Below are 18,628 nucleotides of genomic sequence, written 5' to 3'. Positions count from 1 at the left end.
AGGGGGGGAACTCCTAACCAAACTCGTCATTACGTATTCTGTTGTTCCCGTTTCTGGCGTTCTTCCTCGACCAATTCTTTTTTTGACAGTTTGCCGACCATTGTTTTGGGAAGTTCTTCGCGAATTTCGATTTCGCGGGGCATTTCGATTCTTGAAATCTTGTCATCGAGAAACGCGCGCAGGTCTTCGGCGGTAATATCGTTCGCACCGTCGATCAGGCGGACAAATGCCTTTGGCGCCTGACCACGATATTTATCGGGGACACCGATACAGGTGACTTCGGCGATTTGGTCATGCAGATAAAGGGCTTCTTCAATCGCGCGCGGATATACATTATAGCCGCTGCACAGGATGACATCCTTTAACCGATCTACAAGGAAGGTATAGCCATCCGCGTCCTGATATCCGACGTCCCCGGTGCGCAGCCAACCATCGACAAAGGTTTCGTCGGTTGCAGCCGGGTTTTGCCAATAAGCGGGCATGATGTTTGGCCCTTTGACGCATACCTCGCCCTTTTCACCCAGTTGCACGCAGTGATCGGGCCGTTCAAGCGCACGAATTTCAATTTCGGCCCCCGGCATCGGAAGCCCGATGGATCCTTCCTTGTTAATCCCTTTCAACGGATTACAGGTGCAAACCGGGCTGGCTTCGGTCAGGCCGTATCCCTCAACCACCTTTGATCCGGTGATTTCTTCAAACCGGTGTTTGACTTCGACTGGAAGCGGCGCGCCACCTGAAATACAGCATCGAATGTTCGACAAATCGTGTTTGGCTGTTTCGGGCGAATTGTTGATCGCGGTGTAAATCGTTGGAACGCCGGGAAAGATGGTGGCGCGTTTTTTATCAAGGGCGCGCAGAACGGCACTGAGTTCAAACCGTGGCTGAAGGACAAGTTCGGCCCCCAAATTGATCGAGGTGTTGAGGGCTACCGTCATGGCAAAGACATGGAAAAACGGAAGCACACAGATTGTGACTTCATGTCCCGGTTTGGCATCGGGCATCCAGCGGGTCAGTTGATCCACATTGGCGCTGAGGTTGGCGTGCGTCAGCATCGCCCCCTTGGGCCGCCCCGTTGTGCCGCCGGTATATTGCAGCACGGCAAGATCATCGACAGCGATAGCGACTAAGGTGTCGATGGGGTTGCAGCCAATGACACGTTCATAGGGGATATGGCGCAAATCGCTGGGGACTTCGGCCAGTTCGCTGCGTTTAAACAGGGAAAACAGCACGCTTTTGATCGGGGGGAGAATGTCGCTCATTTCGCAGACGACAATCCGCTTTAAGCAGGTGTGATCCAGGCAGGCCGCGACTTTTGGGTAAATTTGTTTGAGGTTCAGCGTCACCATCATTCGGCAGCCAGAATCCTCGATCTGATAGGCAATCTCGCGCTTGGCATACAGCGGGTTAAAGTTGACCACCACCCCACCGCATTTCAGGATCGCGTAGTAGCACACCACATAATAAGGCGTGTTGGGCAGGCACAAACCCACCTTGTCGCCCTTTCGCACGCCAAGCTGTTTAAAACCCTCGGCGGCGCGATCAATCTGGTCATTGATGGTTTTGTAATCATAAACACGGCCCATAAAATCGATGCAGGGGCGGTTGGGAAACCGCGCAGCAGCATTTTCAAAAATCTCATGGACCGGACAGGTGCGCACCGGCGAACTCACATCAACCCCGTTGATCAGGGTGGGGGATTCTTGAACGTTTATTTGGTTCATCTGCGTTAACTCCATTACGTTAACGTCACTTTATGAATAGAAAAAAGGCCGGTACGGTCCAGTCCATTAATAGACAGCCGTACCGGTATATATGGGATCAGAATTGGAACTTTGCCTGCAGGGCGATGATGTCCACTTTCGAGTCGTAATCACCAGAAAATGTGTTGTTGGAGCTATCACGCACGTTGACGTGGGCTTCGTGTGCAAAAATATGCGTATAGCCCAAGCTTACGTCAGCCCAATCGTTGACCTTGTAGGATGTGCCAAGGGAAACCCAATACCGATTTGAGTCCGGTAAGCGAACCGAGCGATGCTCGGTTTTAACCGGGGTCTGATCATAAGCAATGCCCCCGGTGAAGGCCCAGTTCTCGTCATATTGATAGCGCGCACCGAGAGTGCCGAACCAAGCGCTGCTCCAGTTGTAATATTCTGAGGTAGAGGTGACTGGAGTGCCGAGATTGCTGATGTTCCCGCCGTAATTGAATGTCAGATTTGTAAGCGACGTCCAGTTTGTCCATTGGGCATCGGCCATGATCGTCCATTTCTCGCCAAGATCCTGGGCAATACCGAATGTGACGAATTCAGGGGTTGTTACTTTTGCTTTGGCGCTCTGGTCGTTATAGGCTGCCGTTGATCCGAATTTGATGTCACCTCTTAGGTGATGGGTAACGTCGGATGTGTAGCTGGCTCCGATGCGGGTCCCTGGGACAACTTCCCAGTTCATCCCGGCGGACCAGCCCATCGCCACATCATCACCTGTCACATCCGAGGCGGCTTCGGTGCCTGCCCCTGTGATAACCGCTCTTGCCAGACGGGCATCCATATATTGAATTTGCAGGCCAGCGCCAAGGGCGAGGCCGTTGTCAAAACGATAGGCGAGTGCCGGCTTGACGTTCGCGGTCTTGATAGAAGATGTCGTTCCAAAAAAACGACCCGCAAAATCATCTTCGTAGTCGGTCACCAACCCCCAAGGCGATGTCAGTGAAATACCCATATTGAGGTTGTCTGTAAGCTTCCATACGGCGTGGGCATTTGGAACAAACGCATCTTGTGCCATGTCGCCATAGTCTGACCGGGAAACGTCTTGGCCGAGCGGTGCATTTGCTGAGGCATTTCTCACCGTCGATTTCGGCATGATCAACGATCCACCAACACTATAAGTGCTTTGGTCGAACTGGCCTATATTCGCCGGATTGAAAAATATGGTTGAGGCATCAGCCGAAGAGGTCGACATGCCCGCAAACGATGACCCTTGCAGGGTGCCACTTACTTCGCGTAACTGGTAACCCGAAGCATGGGCTGTGGTTGCAATGGCAAGGGAACCGAGCAATGCGGTACCCGAAACGGCCGCGCGAAGGCAGGCCTTGCTCAACATCTGTGTCATTTGTTCCTCCCTGAACACGATCTTCGCTCGTTGGCGATTTTCTAAATGAAACTTTTGGTTGGTAATTTTTTATTGGGCATCAACTCTTATAAAGTCGATGTCGTAACCCTCTTTTTTTAAGCTGGTTTTGAGCAGTTTTCCGTTTTTGTCGTACCAGAGTTTGCGCTCGGCATCCCCGGTCATCACATAGTGGACCGCCGGTGTTTCCCGGTTTTCGATCATAAGTGTTTCGTCACCGACCTTCTTGGTTTTGACCTCATATGGTTCGGCGTTAATGACGCTATAGAGATACGTTTTTCCTGTGACGTCTTCCTTCCACATGCTGACAGGCCAGGCGCCGTTACAGGCCTTACGCTCATCGACATGCTTTCCAGAAATTTCATAGCAATCATCCTGATAGCTTACTGAAAAATCGTATGTTTTGTCGTCTTCACTGGTTTTGGCCTCGACCGAGACGATCTGGTTGTTTTCCCATTTCTCGGTGCGTTCGTGTGCGTAATGGTAATCGACAAAAAGCACCGTCACATCGGTCTTTCCGGTGATTTTAACGGTGCGGCCATTTTCCGTATCCGTGATTTCGATTTTTTCATATCCAATTTTTTCGCCGCCTTTAAGGACATGAAAATTCAGGACTTCATCCGCATAAGAGAATGTGGGCACCGCGATAAGGGCAGTCCCAAAAACCAAGGCCGCTATGGTCTGTTTTAAAACGCTTTTTCGCATGGGTTCCCCCGAACCGTAAAAGAGACCTAATCAAGCATCGAAGACAATTTCGCGGCAACGCCCATGGATCCTTTGATCTTTAGTTTGCCCATGGTGAAGGCAAGCATTGGATCAAGCTTGCCAGCGATCAGCTTTTCGAGGTTGGCTTTTTTGATCTTAAGAACACAGTCTGCGTCAGACAGGTCGTCATCGGTGATTTCCGGTTCATCGCCGGTGGCATCGACAACAATCTGACCATCCTCGCCGCAATCAAAGGCGACGACAGCATTCAAACCACGCAATTGTGGAAGCTTTTCTTTTACGGTTTCGAGGATGTCATCCACGAACGCCTCCCTCTTAAAGACGGTGTTTTTTTATGTTTGTGTCGAAATTTTAGCGCAAAGTGACGTTAACGTAAAACAAATTACGAAAGCGACAGTTGAATTGCAAATAAGGTGCTGAAATTAAAACGCTTTAATTGATAAAAAAATCGATATGCCCGGTTAAGTGGTTGCGCAATGTCGGAAGTGATCATGCAGAAAATGGGGCAGGGCTGCATCTGATACAGGTTTTAATGGCCTTCATTTACATTGAAACGATTCTGACAAGCCGATAGCTTGGCGATCAAACAAAGCTGGCGCATAAAGTCGGCAATCACGGCGGGGCGTTTTGTTCCGCCACTTTGGGGAACCGTCATGAGCTTTGCCGCGTGGTTGTCTGTTGCAACCATTTGTATTTTGGGTGCGATGACGCCTGGGCCCAGTTTGGCCGTTGTGTTGCGCTATTCTGTCGGCCAATCGCGTCAGGCCGGTTTCGCCTGTGCGGTGGCGCATGGATTGGGCATCGGATTTTACGCCGTCATCACGATGACGGGGCTTGGCATCCTGTTTCAGACCGTTCCGGTATTTCACAATGCGGTCAGCATTCTGGGCGCGCTTTATCTGATTTGGCTTGCCATCAAGGCATGGCGCGCGGCCGGATCAGGGGAAAAATTTACCGTCGCGCGGAACGGGAACCTTTCCGGGTCTTTGATACAGGCGGCGCGTGACGGGTTCATGATCGCGTTTCTTAATCCCAAAATCGCATTGTTCTTTTTGGCGCTGTTTAGCCAGTTCGTATCCCCTGATTTTGAATGGGGCGGCAAGTTCTTGCTGGCCTTTACTGCCGCGGCGATTGATGCGGGATGGTATTGCCTGGTCGCGATCGGCCTTTCGCATGGGGCTGTCTTGCCGTGGTTACGTGATCACGCCCCGTGGATTGAACGCATTATCGCGGTTTTGTTTGTCCTTGTCGCCTTGCGGGTCCTTTGGGGTATCTCGCCGCTGTGACCTTGCGTATATAATTTGATTCTTTCCATTTTGCCGCCACCACGGACAAAATCGACTTCTGATCGGAGCCACCGAATGACCAACCAACATGCCCCACAACCAGACCCGGACGACAAATCCGGGCGCGGGTTTCATCGCCTTGGCGCGCATATTGGATTTTTGATCGCAATCTTGCTGTTGGCCGCCAATATGCGCGGCAGCATTGTCGGCCTTGGACCGCTGGCCGAGATTATCGGCAATGACCTTGCTCTTTCGGGAACACAGCTTGGCCTTCTGACCACGCTTCCTGTTCTAAGCTTTGGGGTGTTATCAATCTTTGCCCCGCGTTTGGGTCAGCGCTTTGGCCTTGAGGCCACCTTGCTTGCGATGTTGCTGTTCATTGCCATCGGGCAGGGGCTTCGTGCCACCGGTGCCTATGGCATTATGGTGGTTGGCACGATTATTCTGGGCGCTGCCATCGCGGTTTTAAATGTCCTGACACCGTCTTTGGTGCGGCGCAGTTTTCCAGCGCGTGTGGCGCTGGTGACAGCACTTTATACCTTTACCATGTCGACCGGTGCGACCATTGCGGCCTTTTCGGCAATTCCAATTCGGAACGCGGCGGATGGTGACTGGCGCTGGTCACTTGGGGTATGGGCGGTGTTTGCCGCAATTGCGTTTGTTTGCTGGCTGCCGATGCTTCGATACCGCCATAAGGCGGTTGTGCCGTCCAATTTGGTCAAAATATCATTGTGGAAAAATGTCGAAGCATGGTGGTTGGCCCTGTTTTTTGGGTGCCAGTCTTTGATGTTTTATACCGGCACCGCCTGGATCGCCAAAGTGTTCATTGATCAAGGCATGAGCGAGGGCGAAGCCGCCACGCTTTTAACCCTGTTTAACGTGTTTGGGATTCCCGCCGCCTTTGGGGCACCGCTGATTTATTCGAAGTTCCGCAATAAAAAGCTGGCGATGCTGTGCTTGCATATCCCGCTGATGATCGCCGTGCCGGGCTTTGTTTTTGCAACAACTTCGTTCCCGTATGTATGGGCGGTGTGCCTTGGCCTTGGGCAGGGCAGCATGATCAGCATTGCCTTGACCCTTGTCGGGATGCGTGGGGCGGATCCGCAAACCTCGGCCCGTCTTTCCGGGATGGCGCAATCGGTGGGCTATTTGTTTGCTGCGATCGGTCCAGTTTTGTTTGGTGCACTGCACGACCTTTTGGGGGATTGGCAGGTTGCACTTTGGTTCCTGTTTGTCGTGGTTGCGGTCCAGATCTTTGCTGCGATGCGGGCCGGATCACCCGAAAAAATCGGCACCGAATAAACACCCCGAAAACTAGATCAGCACAAAACCCCGGCATGAACTGATCATGGCGGGGTTTTTCGTGTTGTGAGAAAGCTCACAGACGTGAACTTGACTTGCATTCGCAATAAGAATATAGAGATGCAAATCATTATTAATAACATTCATGAACGCAAGGAGTTTGCGATGCCCGACATCGCAGCCAAACCGCAAAAGGCGGAAAAAACCGGCGCGGTTAAACAAATGAACGTCAGTGATTTGATGGGGGATGCTCGGGAAATTATCATTGTTCATCAAGGCGATGAATATCACCTGCGTTTGACGTCAAACAACAAATTGATCCTGACAAAATAACAGCGTCACCCGACGCTAACCTTCCTTAAATATTCAATAAATTCGCCAGCCAGCGCGCCAGTGCCCCGCACAAGCCAGCCAGCCAGCCCAAAAATGGTCCAAAGCTGCCTTACAGGGGAACATCATGGTTCGAACCACTTCTGCGCGCTTTCTGATGGCGACAGTTTCCATACTAGCGCTGAGCATTTCTGCCAACGCCCAACAAGCAACTTCCACCCAAACACAAGCGGTTGATCAAGCGTCCGGTGACGGGCTGAAATCTATGCCTGACAAGACCATCACGCTTGATGCGATTTCGGTCACTGCAAGTAAAACCGAAACCCTTGCAATTGATGCGCCTGCATCGATTTCGATTGTTGATCATGCTGAAATTCAACGTCGTCAACCTGATAATCTTGCCGATATTTTGCGCGGGACACCGGGTGTTGAGATTGCCGGTGGGCCACGCAGCACCGTTCAGATGCCGATCATTCGCGGGCTTACCGATAACCGCGTTGTCATTCGTGTTGATGGTGCGCGTGCAAACCTGAATGTCGGGCATAAGGGCGGGCTTTTTATCGATCCTGAACTGATCAAACAGGCCGAGGTTTACCGCGGGCCCGCATCGACCATGCAGGGCACCGGTGCGCTTGGCGGTGTGTTGGCCTTAACGACAATTGATGCCAACGACATGCTTGAGCCAGGTGAAAAGATTGGTGCCCGAGTTAAAGCCGGTTACACGTCGGTCGATCACGGCATGACATGGAACGGCATGGCTTATGGCCGACCGACCGATAATACGGACGTTCTTTTAAGCATTACGCGCAAGAATACCGATGATTTCGAGGCGGGAAACGGCGAAGAGCAACCCTTTACCGATGATGATTACGTCAACGGATTGCTTAAGGCGGGGCTTGATATCAATGACGTTAGCCGCCTGACTTTGTCATTGCAAAGATACAGCGACGATCATGAATTGCCATCTGCCCCCGACGGGACCAGCATTTCCAATTTGACGGATCGCGAAAGCACGCAGACCACGGCTGTTATTGGCTATGAGTATGATGACAGTGCTAATGATTGGGTGGATGCGGAAGTGCGGCTGTATGGCATGGATAGTGACATCCATGAAGTCCGTATCAGTGATGGCCGCGATGATAAGCGCGAACTTCAAACAATCGGGCTGGAAGGTAGCAACACGGTTCGGTTTGATCTGGCGGGCGGAGAGCTGTTCACCACCCTTGGCGGCGAGATTTTTGAAGATAGCCAAGAAGGGCGTCGTGACGGCGCGCCAACGCCGGGGTGGTATCCAGATGCCGAAATGCTGATTTCAGGGGTTTATATCGACAATACCTATGCGGTGACCGACCGCCTTGAATTGGGTGCAGGTGTTCGGTTTGATTCCTTTGATTTGTCGGCGGATGGTCAGGAAGATCGCAGTGATCAAGCAATCTCGCCGCGCTTTTCAGCAAGCTACCGCGTGACCAACTGGTTCCAGCCCTATGTTAGCTATGCCGAGGCCTTTAACGCCCCGTCGCTAAATCAGCTTTACAATGACGGGCTTCATTTCTCGCTGGGTGGCTTTGGCCCGGACAACTTCTTTGTTCCCAACCCTGATCTGGATGCCGAAACGGCCAAAACATGGGAATTTGGCTCTAACTTTAAGGCCGATGACCTGTTTGTTGGTGGCGATGCGTTGCGCGCCAAGGTGTCCTATTTCCGCAACAAGGTCGAAGATTATATCGAACAATCAACCGATATCATGGCGGGAACGACAACCAGTTCAAATCTGCCCGAAGCCGAAATCAAGGGTTTTGAGGCGGAATTAAACTATGACACCGGCGTTATGTTTGCCGGCATTGCCGCGGCGCGCATCCGCGGGGAAAACGCCCGGACGGGTGAATATCTGTCCAATATTTCCGGCGATAAGGTTTCGCTTTCTGGCGGGTATCGCTTTGTCGATCACGGTGTCGAAGTCGGCGGACGGGCCAATATGGTCGACGCGCAAAAACGGGTGCCAGACGGAGAAGATGAACGCGATGGGTATGCGACATTCGATCTGTTTGCCAACTGGCAGGCTGATGACGTCGTCAATGGTCTGACCGTGAATTTCGGTGTGGATAACATCCTCGATCAGAAATACCGCACCAGTGCTGCCACCCTGTATGAGCCGGGCCGCAACGTCAAAATTTCCGCAAGCATGAAATTCTAATCACTTCAGATCAGACGGCGCGACTTCTGCATCGTCTGATCTTTAAGGAGGTACTTAATCGCCATGACTGAAAACAATTTTAAAACGCCACAAGAAGCTTGGTCCGCATTTTCCGCCGGCGAAGCCAAAGGATATGCGGTTGATATCGCAAGTGCGCTTGGCCTGACCGAGGGTGAGCTGGTTGCTGCGGGCATTGGGCAAAATGTTGTGCGCCTTGATGCGGACTGGGGGGATTTGATTTCCCGGTTGGAAGAGCTGGGTGAGGTCAAAATTCTGACCCGTAACGTCAATGTTGTGCATGAGAAAACCGGCACGTTCGGCAAAGTCAGTATTAATGGCGAGATGGGCCTTGTGCTGAATGGGGATGTTGATTTGCGCCTGTTTTTGGGACGTTGGGGGCATGGATTTGCGGTGGAAACCCATCATCCGCGCGCAGGACGACGCCGTAGCTTCCAGTTTTTTGACCATGAAGGAGGGGCCATTCATAAGGTCTTCCTGACGGGGAACTCAAACGAAGATGCCTATGACGCACTGATTGCCGATTTTAAATCCGATAATCAAAACCCAGGCATCGAGACCCTGCCAGCTTTGCCCGAAAAGGTGACGGCCAATGATAGCGACGTTGACGTTGAAAACCTGCGCGCCCATTGGCAACGCATGACGGATGTGCATCAGTTCCACGGGTTGCTTAAGGATTTCAACGTCGGTCGCCACCAAGGTTTGCGTTTGGTGGGGCGTCAATTTGCCGAACGTCTTAGGGGTGACGCGCTTAAAAAACTGCTGGAAACGGCGGCAAAAAGCGATCTGTCGATTATGGTTTTTGTCGGCAATAGTGGTGCCATTCAAATCCATACCGGCCCGATCAACACCATTCGTGAAATGGGCACGTGGATCAATATTATGGATCCAAACTTCACATTGCATCTGCGCATGGATTTGATCGCCCAAGCGTGGCTTGTGCGCAAACCAATCCGTGAAGGTCAGATCACCACGATCGAGCTTTATGACGCCGAGCTGAACAATTTTGCGATTTTCTGTGGCGAACGCAAACCCAAAGACCCGGAAAACCCAGAATGGCAGAAAATGGCCGAAAGCATGCCCCGTTTCGAAACCGAAACAGCGTCGGCGGCGGAGTAAGTGATGCGCGCGATTTTTGGATTTAGCTTGGCTGTTGTTGGTTTTCTTGGCTTTTGCTTGCCAGCCTTGGCCGAGGATGCACCTCAGCGTGTGATTACTGTCGGCGCACCAGCAACCGAGATTGTTTTTGCCCTTGGGGCAGGTGACGACGTGATCGCGGTCGATACCACCAGCACACGGCCTGAAACGGTGTCATCCCTGCCCAAGGTCGGTTATATGCGCCAATTGGCGTCCGAGGGGATCATTAGCTTGAAGCCCGACTTGATTGTCGCGGTTGAGAAAGCCGGGCCAGAGCCGGTCCTTAAAGAATTAAGCGATTTGGGCATTAAGATCGTCACACTTCCGTCGCTTGATCAGATGGAAAATTTGCCAGATGCCATCAGCATTGCCGCCGGTGCCTTGGGCCGCCAAGACAAAGCCAAAGAGTTGAACGCAAAGATCAAATCTGACATCGGCGGTGTGTCGAAGCTTGCAACCGAAAATCACCCAAGCATCGTGTTTCTGATGGTGGTGGGACATGGCAAACCACTTGCCGCCGGAAACGGCACAACCGCCGCAGAAATCATCAAACTGATTGGTGGGCGCAATAGTATGGATGATGTTGATGGCTTTAAGCCGGTGTCATCGGAAATCATCGCCGCAGATGCGTCGGACTACGTTTTAGTCACCCAGTCAACAATTGATCAGTTGGGCGGGATGGACGGCCTTAAGGCCCATCCGGTCCTGGGCCTGAACAAGGCGGTGGCCAATGGTCATGTCCTGACGGTTTCATCATCTACTATTCTTGGTTTTGGTCCGTCTTCGGCGTCCGAAATCAGGGCCTTGGCCACGTCGCTGCATCAGCAGTCCCAGCAGGCTCATTTAGGGCAATGATGCGATGAAGCAGATGGTGGCATCTCTTCAGGAAAGCATGCCCATACGTCGGCCGGTTATGATGTTGATCCTGATGGGATTGGGATTGCTGGCTGTAACCGTTGTGTCGTTGGGAATGGGTGGGGCCAAGATTAATCTGGCTGATGTTATCCATCATATGGGTCATCGTATCGGCATTTGGCCGACGGGCATTGATGATTTTAATGCGCGTATTCTTGATAGCTTGCGGTTGCCACGTATTGTACGGGCGATTGTTATCGGCGCAGGCCTCGGGCTTGCCGGGGCGGTCATGCAAAGCCTGTTTCGCAATCCGATTGCCGATCCCGGGATCATCGGGGTTTCGGCCAGTGCGGCCCTGGGGGCTGTGGCAATGATTGTTGCAGGTCACCTTGTATTGGGCAGCTATTATGCGGTTGTGGGCCCGTATGGTGTGCCGGTTGCGGCCTTTGCCGGGGCGGTTGTCGCAACGGCGTTGGTACGGATCCTATCGCGTCAGGATGGGCACACCGACGCCGCGATCATGTTGCTGATCGGGGTGGCGATCAATGCCATCGCCTTTGCCGGGGTGGGGGTGTTTACCTATATGGCCGATGATGCACAGCTCCGCAGCCTGACCTTTTGGCAAATGGGGGCACTGTCGGGCAATGGTCCCGCCGATGCACCCGCCTTAATCATTATGGCCCTTGGCGCGGCCTATTTGGTGAGTTTGGGCACGTCGCTTAACCTGTTTTTATTGGGCGAGGCCGAAGCCCGCCATCTTGGTGTCGAGGTCGAAAACCTTAAACGCCGGGCGACTGTTGTCACCGCCTTGGTGGTTGGTGCGGCGGTGGCGGTTTCTGGGATTATTGGCTTTGTCGGGTTGGTGGCCCCGCATCTTGTGCGGTTGGTGACCGGGCCAGACAATCGCTATGTCCTGCCCGCATCGGCGATTTGCGGCGCGGCGATTTTGACCGGTGCGGATGCCGTTGCGCGCATCATTGTTTTACCCGCCGAATTGCCTATTGGTCTTGTGACCGGGATTGTCGGCGGGCCCTTTTTCCTGTGTCTTTTGTTGCGTGAAAAGAAAAGGCGGCGGATATGAGCCTGACGGCGCAAAACATCAGCTTTATGGCGCGCGGCCGTTATTTGCTGCGTGATGTTTCCCTTTCGCTAAACCCCGGAGAAGTCTTGGCCGTTTTGGGGCCAAACGGGGCAGGGAAATCGACCTTGTTAAAGGTTCTGGCAGGGGAATATTCGCCGGTCCACGGGGCTGTTTTGCAAAATGGTCGTGATATCGCAAGCGTTCCAGCAATTAGCTTGGCGGGCGAACGTGCGGTGATGCCACAGGCAACATCGATGACGTTTCCGTTTCCTGTACGCGATGTCGTGGCGCTTGGACGATCGCCGTTTCGCAAAATATCATCACGTCAGCTTGATAATGCGTTGGTTACCCGTGCGATTAAACTGGCCGATATCGAACAACTGGCTGATCGCGCCTATCCAGCGCTTTCGGGCGGGGAAAAGCAACGCGTTCATCTTGCCCGCGCCCTTGTGCAAGTTTGGGGCATGACCGAAGCGAACCCGCAAACGGTACCTGAGGACGAAGCCATCCGTTCAAACGGGAGCGCGCATGGTCGGTTCTTGCTGCTTGATGAACCGACATCGGGGCTGGATGTTTCCCATCAGCACGCGTTACTTTCAGTGGCCCGACGCGAAGCCCGCCAAAACGGGGTCGGGGTCCTGATGATCCTTCATGATTTCAATCAGGTTACGGCCTATGCCGACAGGGTTGCTGTTTTACAATCGGGCGAACTGGTCGCACAGGGGATGGTGACTGATGTCATGACGCCTGATTTGCTTTCGACCGTGTTTAAAAGCCCTATTCGCGCGATTCCCGATCCGGTCGGTGGGGCGGTTTTGGTCAGCCAGGCACAAGAACCGGTTTAGAAGGTCGTTTGAAATCGATATGCGCGTGTGCGGACGTGGTCGGATCGAAATACGATGGCAACTTACGCCAGCATGCGCGTTAGAGCGTGTCAGTTGCTCTGCTGAGTCTCATCTGTTTGGCAGATGTGATCTTGGGTTTTTCAGAGTTTGCGGTAATCGTTGCCACCTTGTTCCTGCCTGCTTTTTTGGCAGAATACAGAGCATAATCGGCCCGTTTATAGATGTCCTTAACCGCTTCACCGATCCGAACCTCCGTGAGGCCAAAGCTCGACGTTAATGTGATCTGGTGTCCGTCGTAGGTGACCGGAGTTTGTTTGATGCGCATTCGAATGCGGTGGCAGACTTTGTTGGCGTCTTCAAAGCTGGTATTGGGCAGGATTAATGCGAATTCCTCACCGCCAATGCGACCAGCTTTATCAAGTGAACGACACTCGTCTATCAGTAATTTCCCAATATGAGACAGCACCTTGTCACCGCATGGGTGGCCATATAGGTCATTGATCTCTTTGAAGTTATCCAGATCAAGAACCGCGAAGCATGTTGGCTTGGCGCCAGTGTCCACATCCTGAACATAGCGCGGAAGTTCATCAAACAGCGTTGAGCGCTGCAACAGACCGGTCAGCGTGTCTTTGCGCGAAATTTCACGTTCGATCAGAAGCTGTCGGTTCTTCTTGCGAAGGGCTTTGTTGAGGTCGTCAAATCTTTGTCGTGTAATCGCATTGACGTCAATAAAGCGCAGCAAGATATGACTTGGCCGTTCACATCCCAGTCGCAACATCGAACACTGTAGGGGCAACCGCGATAGGTTATCTGCATCGCCTGCGTTTGAGCGTCCCTTTCTAGTCTGTAAAACGCCGGGAAATATGCCGCTTTGAGTTCGGCAAAGCGAAAGGATTTGATTAATGCTATCAGTACTTTGTGGAAACAGATCGAAGATCGTTAACTCTTCGATACGATTGTCGCCAATGGTGCTGACATCCTTCATCAACTGGCGTGCGGGCATATTAATGAAGGCAATCTGACCCTTTGTCGTGCAAATAATCACGGCATCGCTGATCGCCTCAATCAGGGATTTGGCGGTTTGGGCGACGTCCTGAGAAACGAGTTGGCGAACGGTTTCAGTCATCTTCGCGGAAATACTCACGCCCGTTAACGTCCTCAACGGATGCCAAGGGATTTAACTGAATAACAACGCGACAGCCTTTGTCGCCTTCTGCAATTGTTTCTTTCAGCTCGACGCGTGCATATCCAAGGTTTTCGGCAGTAATTTTGCCAAAAACATTCGAGGTCATCATGCACATTGATTTGCGACCAACGACGGCTTTACCAAATGGGCATGCGGTGTTTTCAAGAACAATCGCGTCTTGTGTCACTTCGGTAACTTTAAAGCCACCATCGATCTTTTGTTTTAAATCGACAAGGGCATGGCAAACCTGTTCGACCGTCATTTGATCCGTGTCATACAGGGCGCGATAACGATCATTCAGATCTTTGCCGATTGTCGCGCCCACAATGCTGATCATGCCGGATGCTTCTTCAAGCCCGATCAAGTCTTGAAGGTTTCCGCTAAGGTCACGGATGATATTGATCAAGAATGACTGTTTGTCGAAGTCGATGTCGCCCTTGGGCGTATTTTCAATAGACCCCGTCATCTGCATTCACTTTCCGATCAGGTGTCCCGTACGTGCACACGATATTCGCGCGCATCGTTTGTAGGATGAACCTTACATACCGAATTTCATATATAATAATTATAAAAGCCTGATACAAATTCATGACAGCCAACCAGCAGCTGGCGTTCGAATTTTATCAAGCTGTGTTCACTTTGTTGCGACGCAGAGGCGCTTTGGAATCTGAACAACTTACCGGCTAAGGGCGCGGGTTTCTTCGCTGGTCTGGGACGCGCTTAACAGCCAGTCGCGGAATGCGCGCACGGCGAAGTTATTTTCCTTTTCCTTCGGATAGACCACGTAATAGGCGTGTTGGTTCGGTATAGAGATATCAAATGGTGCTACCAGGCGCCCACTTTCAAGTTCTTCGCGAACTAAAAATTCCGGCAATAGGGCCAAGCCAAGCCCGGCGACAGCCGCCTGAATCACCATGTGGAAATGTTCAAACCGGGGGCCGGCCAATTCATCAACCACCGCCACACCGGCCGCAGCAAGCCAGTCTTCCCAGGCGCGTGGACGTGTGGAATGTTGCAGCAGCGTGCAATTGCGCACCCGTTCACGGGCAATCGGCAGATCGTCATTTTCTTTAAGGATCTTGGGGGCGCAAACCGCAATCAGGGTTTCGCCCATCAGCCGATGAAATACGCAACCCGGCAGATTGTCATCGCCAAAGTGAACGGCAATATCAATGCCTTCGCGGTCGAAATTGAATTCGCGCGTTTGGGTCAGCAGATTAAGCTGAATATCGGGCCAGGTCGCTTTGAAATCACCCAGACGCGGGACCAACCAACGGGCACCAAATGTCGGCAATGTCCCCACATTCAACATCCCACCCGCATCGGAATAGGCCATCACTTGCAAGGTGGCGGCCTCGGCCCGGTCCAAAAGATCACGTACCTGTGCGGCATATGCTTCGCCGGCGGCAGTAAGTTTTAGGCGCTTTTTGATCCGTCGAAACAAATCCCGGCCAAGATATTCTTCCAGCGCACGGATCTGGCGGCTGATCGCACTTTGGGTGACGTTTAATTCTTCGGCCGCCCGCGTAAAGGATAGATGGCGTGCCGAACTTTCAAAGAATTGCAGGGCGGTCAGGGATGGCAGGACGCGGCGCATGGCGGTATTCCCAGTTCATAACAAAATGGAATGATGTGGTGCGAATATATCGTTTGTTTGCTGTTCTTCCAAGGCGTACCGTTTTAAACGGTTCCAATCGATTTGACGCACAAAATTACGACAGCTTGGCCAGTGGCCACTAAACCGCAGGATTGTTGATCGATAATTATTCCGAAGGATAAGTCTTTGACGATCAGGCCGTCATAAAGCGTTTTGATGATGGGCCAAACTTAAAAAGACCGGAAAAAAAGCCGGCAAAACGGGACAACAAAAACGGCAAAAAAATCAGCCGGACGTGTTCAAAAAATTATCGGGTAGAAGGCGAGAATGGCTTTAGAAGAGCAAAATTACGATGTGATCATCGTCGGTGGCGCGGTTATTGGCAGCTCCATCGCATGGTTCCTAAGCGGCCGGGATGATTTTAAGGGCCGCGTATTGGTGATCGAAAAAGATCCCAATTATGAATTTTGTTCGACCGCGCTTTCGGCGGCCTCCATTCGTCAGCAGTTTTCGACCCCGATCAATATCGAAATGTCGGCCTTTGGCATTGAATTCCTGCGCAACTTGCAACGCGACCTTGATCCGGACGTTGATATTGCCTTGCACGAAAAGGGGTATTTGGTGTTGGCGACCGATGATGGCCGCGACATTTTGCGCCAAAATCACGCAACCCAGATCGAATTTGGCGCCAACATCGAATGGATGGAACCCGGCGATCTGGCGGCAAAATATCCGTGGATGAACACATCCGATCTGGCCGCAGGTTGCTGGGGACGCACGGGCGAGGGATGGTTTGATGCCTATTGCCTGATGCAGTCATTCCGCAAACAGGCACGCCGCCGTGGTGTTGATTACATTGACGGCGAAGTTGTCGATATTCTGCGCGATGGCAATCACGTGACCGGTGTTGTCCTAAAAGACGGCCGTCGGTTTGGCTGTGGCACATTGGTCAATGCCGCCGGTACGGGCAGTTCAAAGGTTGCCAAAATGGCGGGCCTTGAAATTCCGGTCGAGCCGCGCAAACGCTGCATTTTCGTGTTTAATTGCCGGGACGCTGCCGACATCAGCGCAAGCTGCCCGATGTTGATTGACCCAAGTGGGCTTTACGTTCGTCCCGAAGGCGAGTTTTTCATCACCGGCATTGCCCCGCCAAAGGATCGCGACACGGAATGCTGGGATTTTGATGTCGATCACAGCCTGTTTGACGACATCATTTGGCCGGGCCTGTATGAGCGCTGCGAACGGTTTGAAGCGATCAAGGTCGTTAACGCCTGGGCCGGACATTATTCGTATAACTTGCTGGATCAAAACGCGATTTTGGGCCGCCACACAGATGTGGAAAACTTTGTCTTTGCCAACGGATTTTCCGGTCATGGCTTGCAACAAAGTCCGGCTGTTGGGCGCGGCATTGCCGAGCTGATCACCACCGGCTCCTATCAAACGCTTGATTTATCCGTGTTTGGCTATCAGCGCATTCGCGACAACGCCCCGGTGCTTGAGCTTAATGTTATTTAGTTCGATTTCGTAACGATACAGCGAAATCAGTCTTTTACCTTAATTTAGCCGGAGCAACCCCCAATGCCCCGAGATGATGCAAACCAAATGACAACAAATGCACCGCAAAGTGCGGCGACAATCGATACACGGCAAAAAGCCAGTGTGTCGCATGGTGTGCGCAATGTGCATCCGGTCTATCTGGATCGGGCGCAAAATGCCGAAGTCTGGGACGTTGAGGGCAACCGTTATGTCGATTTCGTTGGCGGAATTGGTGTTTTAACGGTCGGGCATCGTCATCCGGTGGTGATGGACCGCGTAACCGCACAGTGTGCGCGCTTTACCCATAGCTGCTTTAACGCGCTGCCCCACGAACCCTATGTCGCGGTAGCCGATTGGTTGGCTGAAAATTGCCCCATCGAAGGCGCAGCAAAATCGATGCTGACCAATTCCGGTGCCGAGGCGATGGAAAATGCGCTTAAGCTTGCCCGGGCGTTTACCGGACGCACCGGTGTGATTGCCTTTGAAGGCGGCTTCCATGGCCGCACATTGGCGACATTGGCGCTTACGGGCAAAACCAAGCCCTATAAAACTGGATTGGGTCCTTTGCCCGGGCCGGTTTGGCATTTGCCATATCCATGCCCAGAAACCGGTGTATCTGTTTCGGATGCCTTGGATGCGATGGCCAAACTGTTTGCCGTATCCGCCGATCCCGGATCGGTTGGCGCCATTGTGATTGAGCCGGTGCAGGGCGAAGGCGGTTTTCGTGCCTGTGATTGTGATTTTATGAACGAGTTACGCCGGATATGCGATGAAAACGGTATGGTTTTAATCGCTGATGAAATCCAGTCGGGCTTTGCTCGCACAGGTAAGATGTTTGCGATTGAGCATTCTGGTGTCGCGCCTGATATCCTCGTGATGGGCAAGGGGATTGGCGGTGGTTTCCCACTGGCGGCGATCACGGGTGCTGAGGATGTGATGAACGCACTTGCCCCAGGCGGGCTTGGCGGGACCTATTCGGGCAATCCTGTCGCCTGTGCGGCGGCAACCGGTGTGTTTGACGTTTTGAAAAGCGAAAACATTCTGGGTCGCGCCAAACAGCTTGGCGAGAAATACGCCACCCATATTGCGTGGTTGCGAGATCTGCCCGGCGGGCATGTGATCGGCAATATGCGCGGAATTGGCGCGATGCGTGCCTTTGAATTGATTGCAGATGACGGCAAGCCGTCGGCCAAACGTCTGCAAACCTTGTTGCAACTGGCCCGTTCAAACGGGCTATTGTTAATGCCAAGTGGTGAACACGCCAATGTGGTGCGCCTGCTGGCACCTTTGACCATTCCGTTCGATCAGGTCGATGAGGCCTTTGCCATCATCGCCAAGCTTTTGCCCAAGGTGGCCGAAACAAAAGATTGACCCGGAACCAAGATCAAATTTGCCGGTGCAGCGCGCCGGAG

General features: G+C 52.5%; 17 protein-coding genes. 10 read left to right on the top strand and 7 right to left on the bottom strand.

Annotation, left to right across the window (positions count from 1 at the left end; all coding sequences use genetic code 11):
- Positions 1-29 precede the first annotated feature (29 nt).
- The 4 genes from HCZ99_RS03275 to HCZ99_RS03260 form a co-directional block, all read right to left on the bottom strand.
- Positions 30-1,721, bottom strand: a complete 1,692-nt coding sequence (locus HCZ99_RS03275) for a long-chain-fatty-acid--CoA ligase (RefSeq protein WP_167445414.1) — start codon at positions 1,719-1,721, stop codon at positions 30-32.
- Between the two features lie 97 nt (positions 1,722-1,818).
- Positions 1,819-3,105 (bottom strand): OmpP1/FadL family transporter, encoded by a 1,287-nt coding sequence (locus HCZ99_RS03270; RefSeq protein ID WP_254869410.1) that lies wholly within the window; start codon positions 3,103-3,105, stop codon positions 1,819-1,821.
- A 69-nt stretch (positions 3,106-3,174) separates the two neighbouring features.
- Complete coding sequence (locus HCZ99_RS03265; RefSeq protein ID WP_167445413.1) at positions 3,175-3,828, bottom strand: DUF6134 family protein; 654 nt, start codon at positions 3,826-3,828, stop codon at positions 3,175-3,177.
- 26 nt (positions 3,829-3,854) lie between these two features.
- Complete coding sequence (locus HCZ99_RS03260; protein WP_167445412.1) at positions 3,855-4,151, bottom strand: SCP2 sterol-binding domain-containing protein; 297 nt, start codon at positions 4,149-4,151, stop codon at positions 3,855-3,857.
- Positions 4,152-4,502: 351 nt separating this feature from the next.
- On the opposite strand from HCZ99_RS03260, the gene HCZ99_RS03255 reads away from it, so the two are divergent.
- From HCZ99_RS03255 to HCZ99_RS03220, 8 genes are all read left to right on the top strand, one after another.
- Positions 4,503-5,135 (top strand): LysE family translocator, encoded by a 633-nt coding sequence (locus tag HCZ99_RS03255; protein ID WP_167445411.1) that lies wholly within the window; start codon positions 4,503-4,505, stop codon positions 5,133-5,135.
- 75 nt (positions 5,136-5,210) lie between these two features.
- Positions 5,211-6,437 (top strand): CynX/NimT family MFS transporter, encoded by a 1,227-nt coding sequence (locus HCZ99_RS03250; RefSeq protein WP_167445410.1) that lies wholly within the window; start codon positions 5,211-5,213, stop codon positions 6,435-6,437.
- A 165-nt stretch (positions 6,438-6,602) separates the two neighbouring features.
- Positions 6,603-6,770, top strand: coding sequence for a hemin uptake protein HemP (gene hemP, locus HCZ99_RS03245; protein ID WP_167445409.1), 168 nt, complete (start codon positions 6,603-6,605; stop codon positions 6,768-6,770).
- Between the two features lie 124 nt (positions 6,771-6,894).
- Positions 6,895-8,961 (top strand): TonB-dependent hemoglobin/transferrin/lactoferrin family receptor, encoded by a 2,067-nt coding sequence (locus HCZ99_RS03240; RefSeq protein ID WP_167445408.1) that lies wholly within the window; start codon positions 6,895-6,897, stop codon positions 8,959-8,961.
- A 63-nt stretch (positions 8,962-9,024) separates the two neighbouring features.
- Positions 9,025-10,098, top strand: coding sequence for a hemin-degrading factor (locus HCZ99_RS03235; RefSeq protein WP_167445407.1), 1,074 nt, complete (start codon positions 9,025-9,027; stop codon positions 10,096-10,098).
- 3 nt (positions 10,099-10,101) lie between these two features.
- Positions 10,102-10,971, top strand: coding sequence for a heme/hemin ABC transporter substrate-binding protein (locus HCZ99_RS03230; protein ID WP_167445406.1), 870 nt, complete (start codon positions 10,102-10,104; stop codon positions 10,969-10,971).
- Between the two features lie 4 nt (positions 10,972-10,975).
- Positions 10,976-12,052, top strand: a complete 1,077-nt coding sequence (locus HCZ99_RS03225; protein WP_254869409.1) for a FecCD family ABC transporter permease — start codon at positions 10,976-10,978, stop codon at positions 12,050-12,052.
- Positions 12,049-12,897, top strand: coding sequence for a heme ABC transporter ATP-binding protein (locus tag HCZ99_RS03220; RefSeq protein ID WP_167445405.1), 849 nt, complete (start codon positions 12,049-12,051; stop codon positions 12,895-12,897). The genes HCZ99_RS03225 and HCZ99_RS03220 overlap by 4 nt, the downstream gene beginning before the upstream one ends.
- Before the next feature lie 79 nt (positions 12,898-12,976).
- Here HCZ99_RS03220 and HCZ99_RS03215 read toward each other — a convergent pair whose 3' ends face one another.
- The 3 genes from HCZ99_RS03215 to gcvA form a co-directional block, all read right to left on the bottom strand.
- Positions 12,977-13,882: a GGDEF domain-containing protein gene (locus tag HCZ99_RS03215; RefSeq protein ID WP_167445404.1), complete on the bottom strand. Its 906-nt coding sequence runs from the start codon at positions 13,880-13,882 to the stop codon at positions 12,977-12,979.
- A gap of 133 nt (positions 13,883-14,015) precedes the next feature.
- The gene (locus HCZ99_RS03210; protein ID WP_175581372.1) at positions 14,016-14,549 is read right to left on the bottom strand and encodes a methanogen output domain 1-containing protein; all 534 of its coding nucleotides are present in this window, start codon (positions 14,547-14,549) and stop codon (positions 14,016-14,018) included.
- Positions 14,550-14,759: 210 nt separating this feature from the next.
- Entirely contained in the window at positions 14,760-15,680 is a 921-nt protein-coding gene (gene gcvA, locus HCZ99_RS03205; RefSeq protein ID WP_167445402.1) for a transcriptional regulator GcvA, read from the bottom strand.
- A 327-nt stretch (positions 15,681-16,007) separates the two neighbouring features.
- Here gcvA and HCZ99_RS03200 point away from each other — a divergent pair, with 327 nt between their 5' ends.
- Positions 16,008-17,195, top strand: a complete 1,188-nt coding sequence (locus HCZ99_RS03200; RefSeq protein ID WP_167445401.1) for an NAD(P)/FAD-dependent oxidoreductase — start codon at positions 16,008-16,010, stop codon at positions 17,193-17,195.
- Positions 17,196-17,282: 87 nt separating this feature from the next.
- Positions 17,283-18,587: an aspartate aminotransferase family protein gene (locus HCZ99_RS03195; RefSeq protein ID WP_254869408.1), complete on the top strand. Its 1,305-nt coding sequence runs from the start codon at positions 17,283-17,285 to the stop codon at positions 18,585-18,587.
- Positions 18,588-18,628 lie beyond the last annotated feature (41 nt).

The organism is Thalassospira lucentensis, assembly GCF_011806425.1.
GTDB classification, from domain to species: domain Bacteria; phylum Pseudomonadota; class Alphaproteobacteria; order Rhodospirillales; family Thalassospiraceae; genus Thalassospira; species Thalassospira lucentensis_B.
Note: the sequence above shows the minus strand (reverse complement) of the source record. Positions and strands in the feature narration are given on the sequence as shown.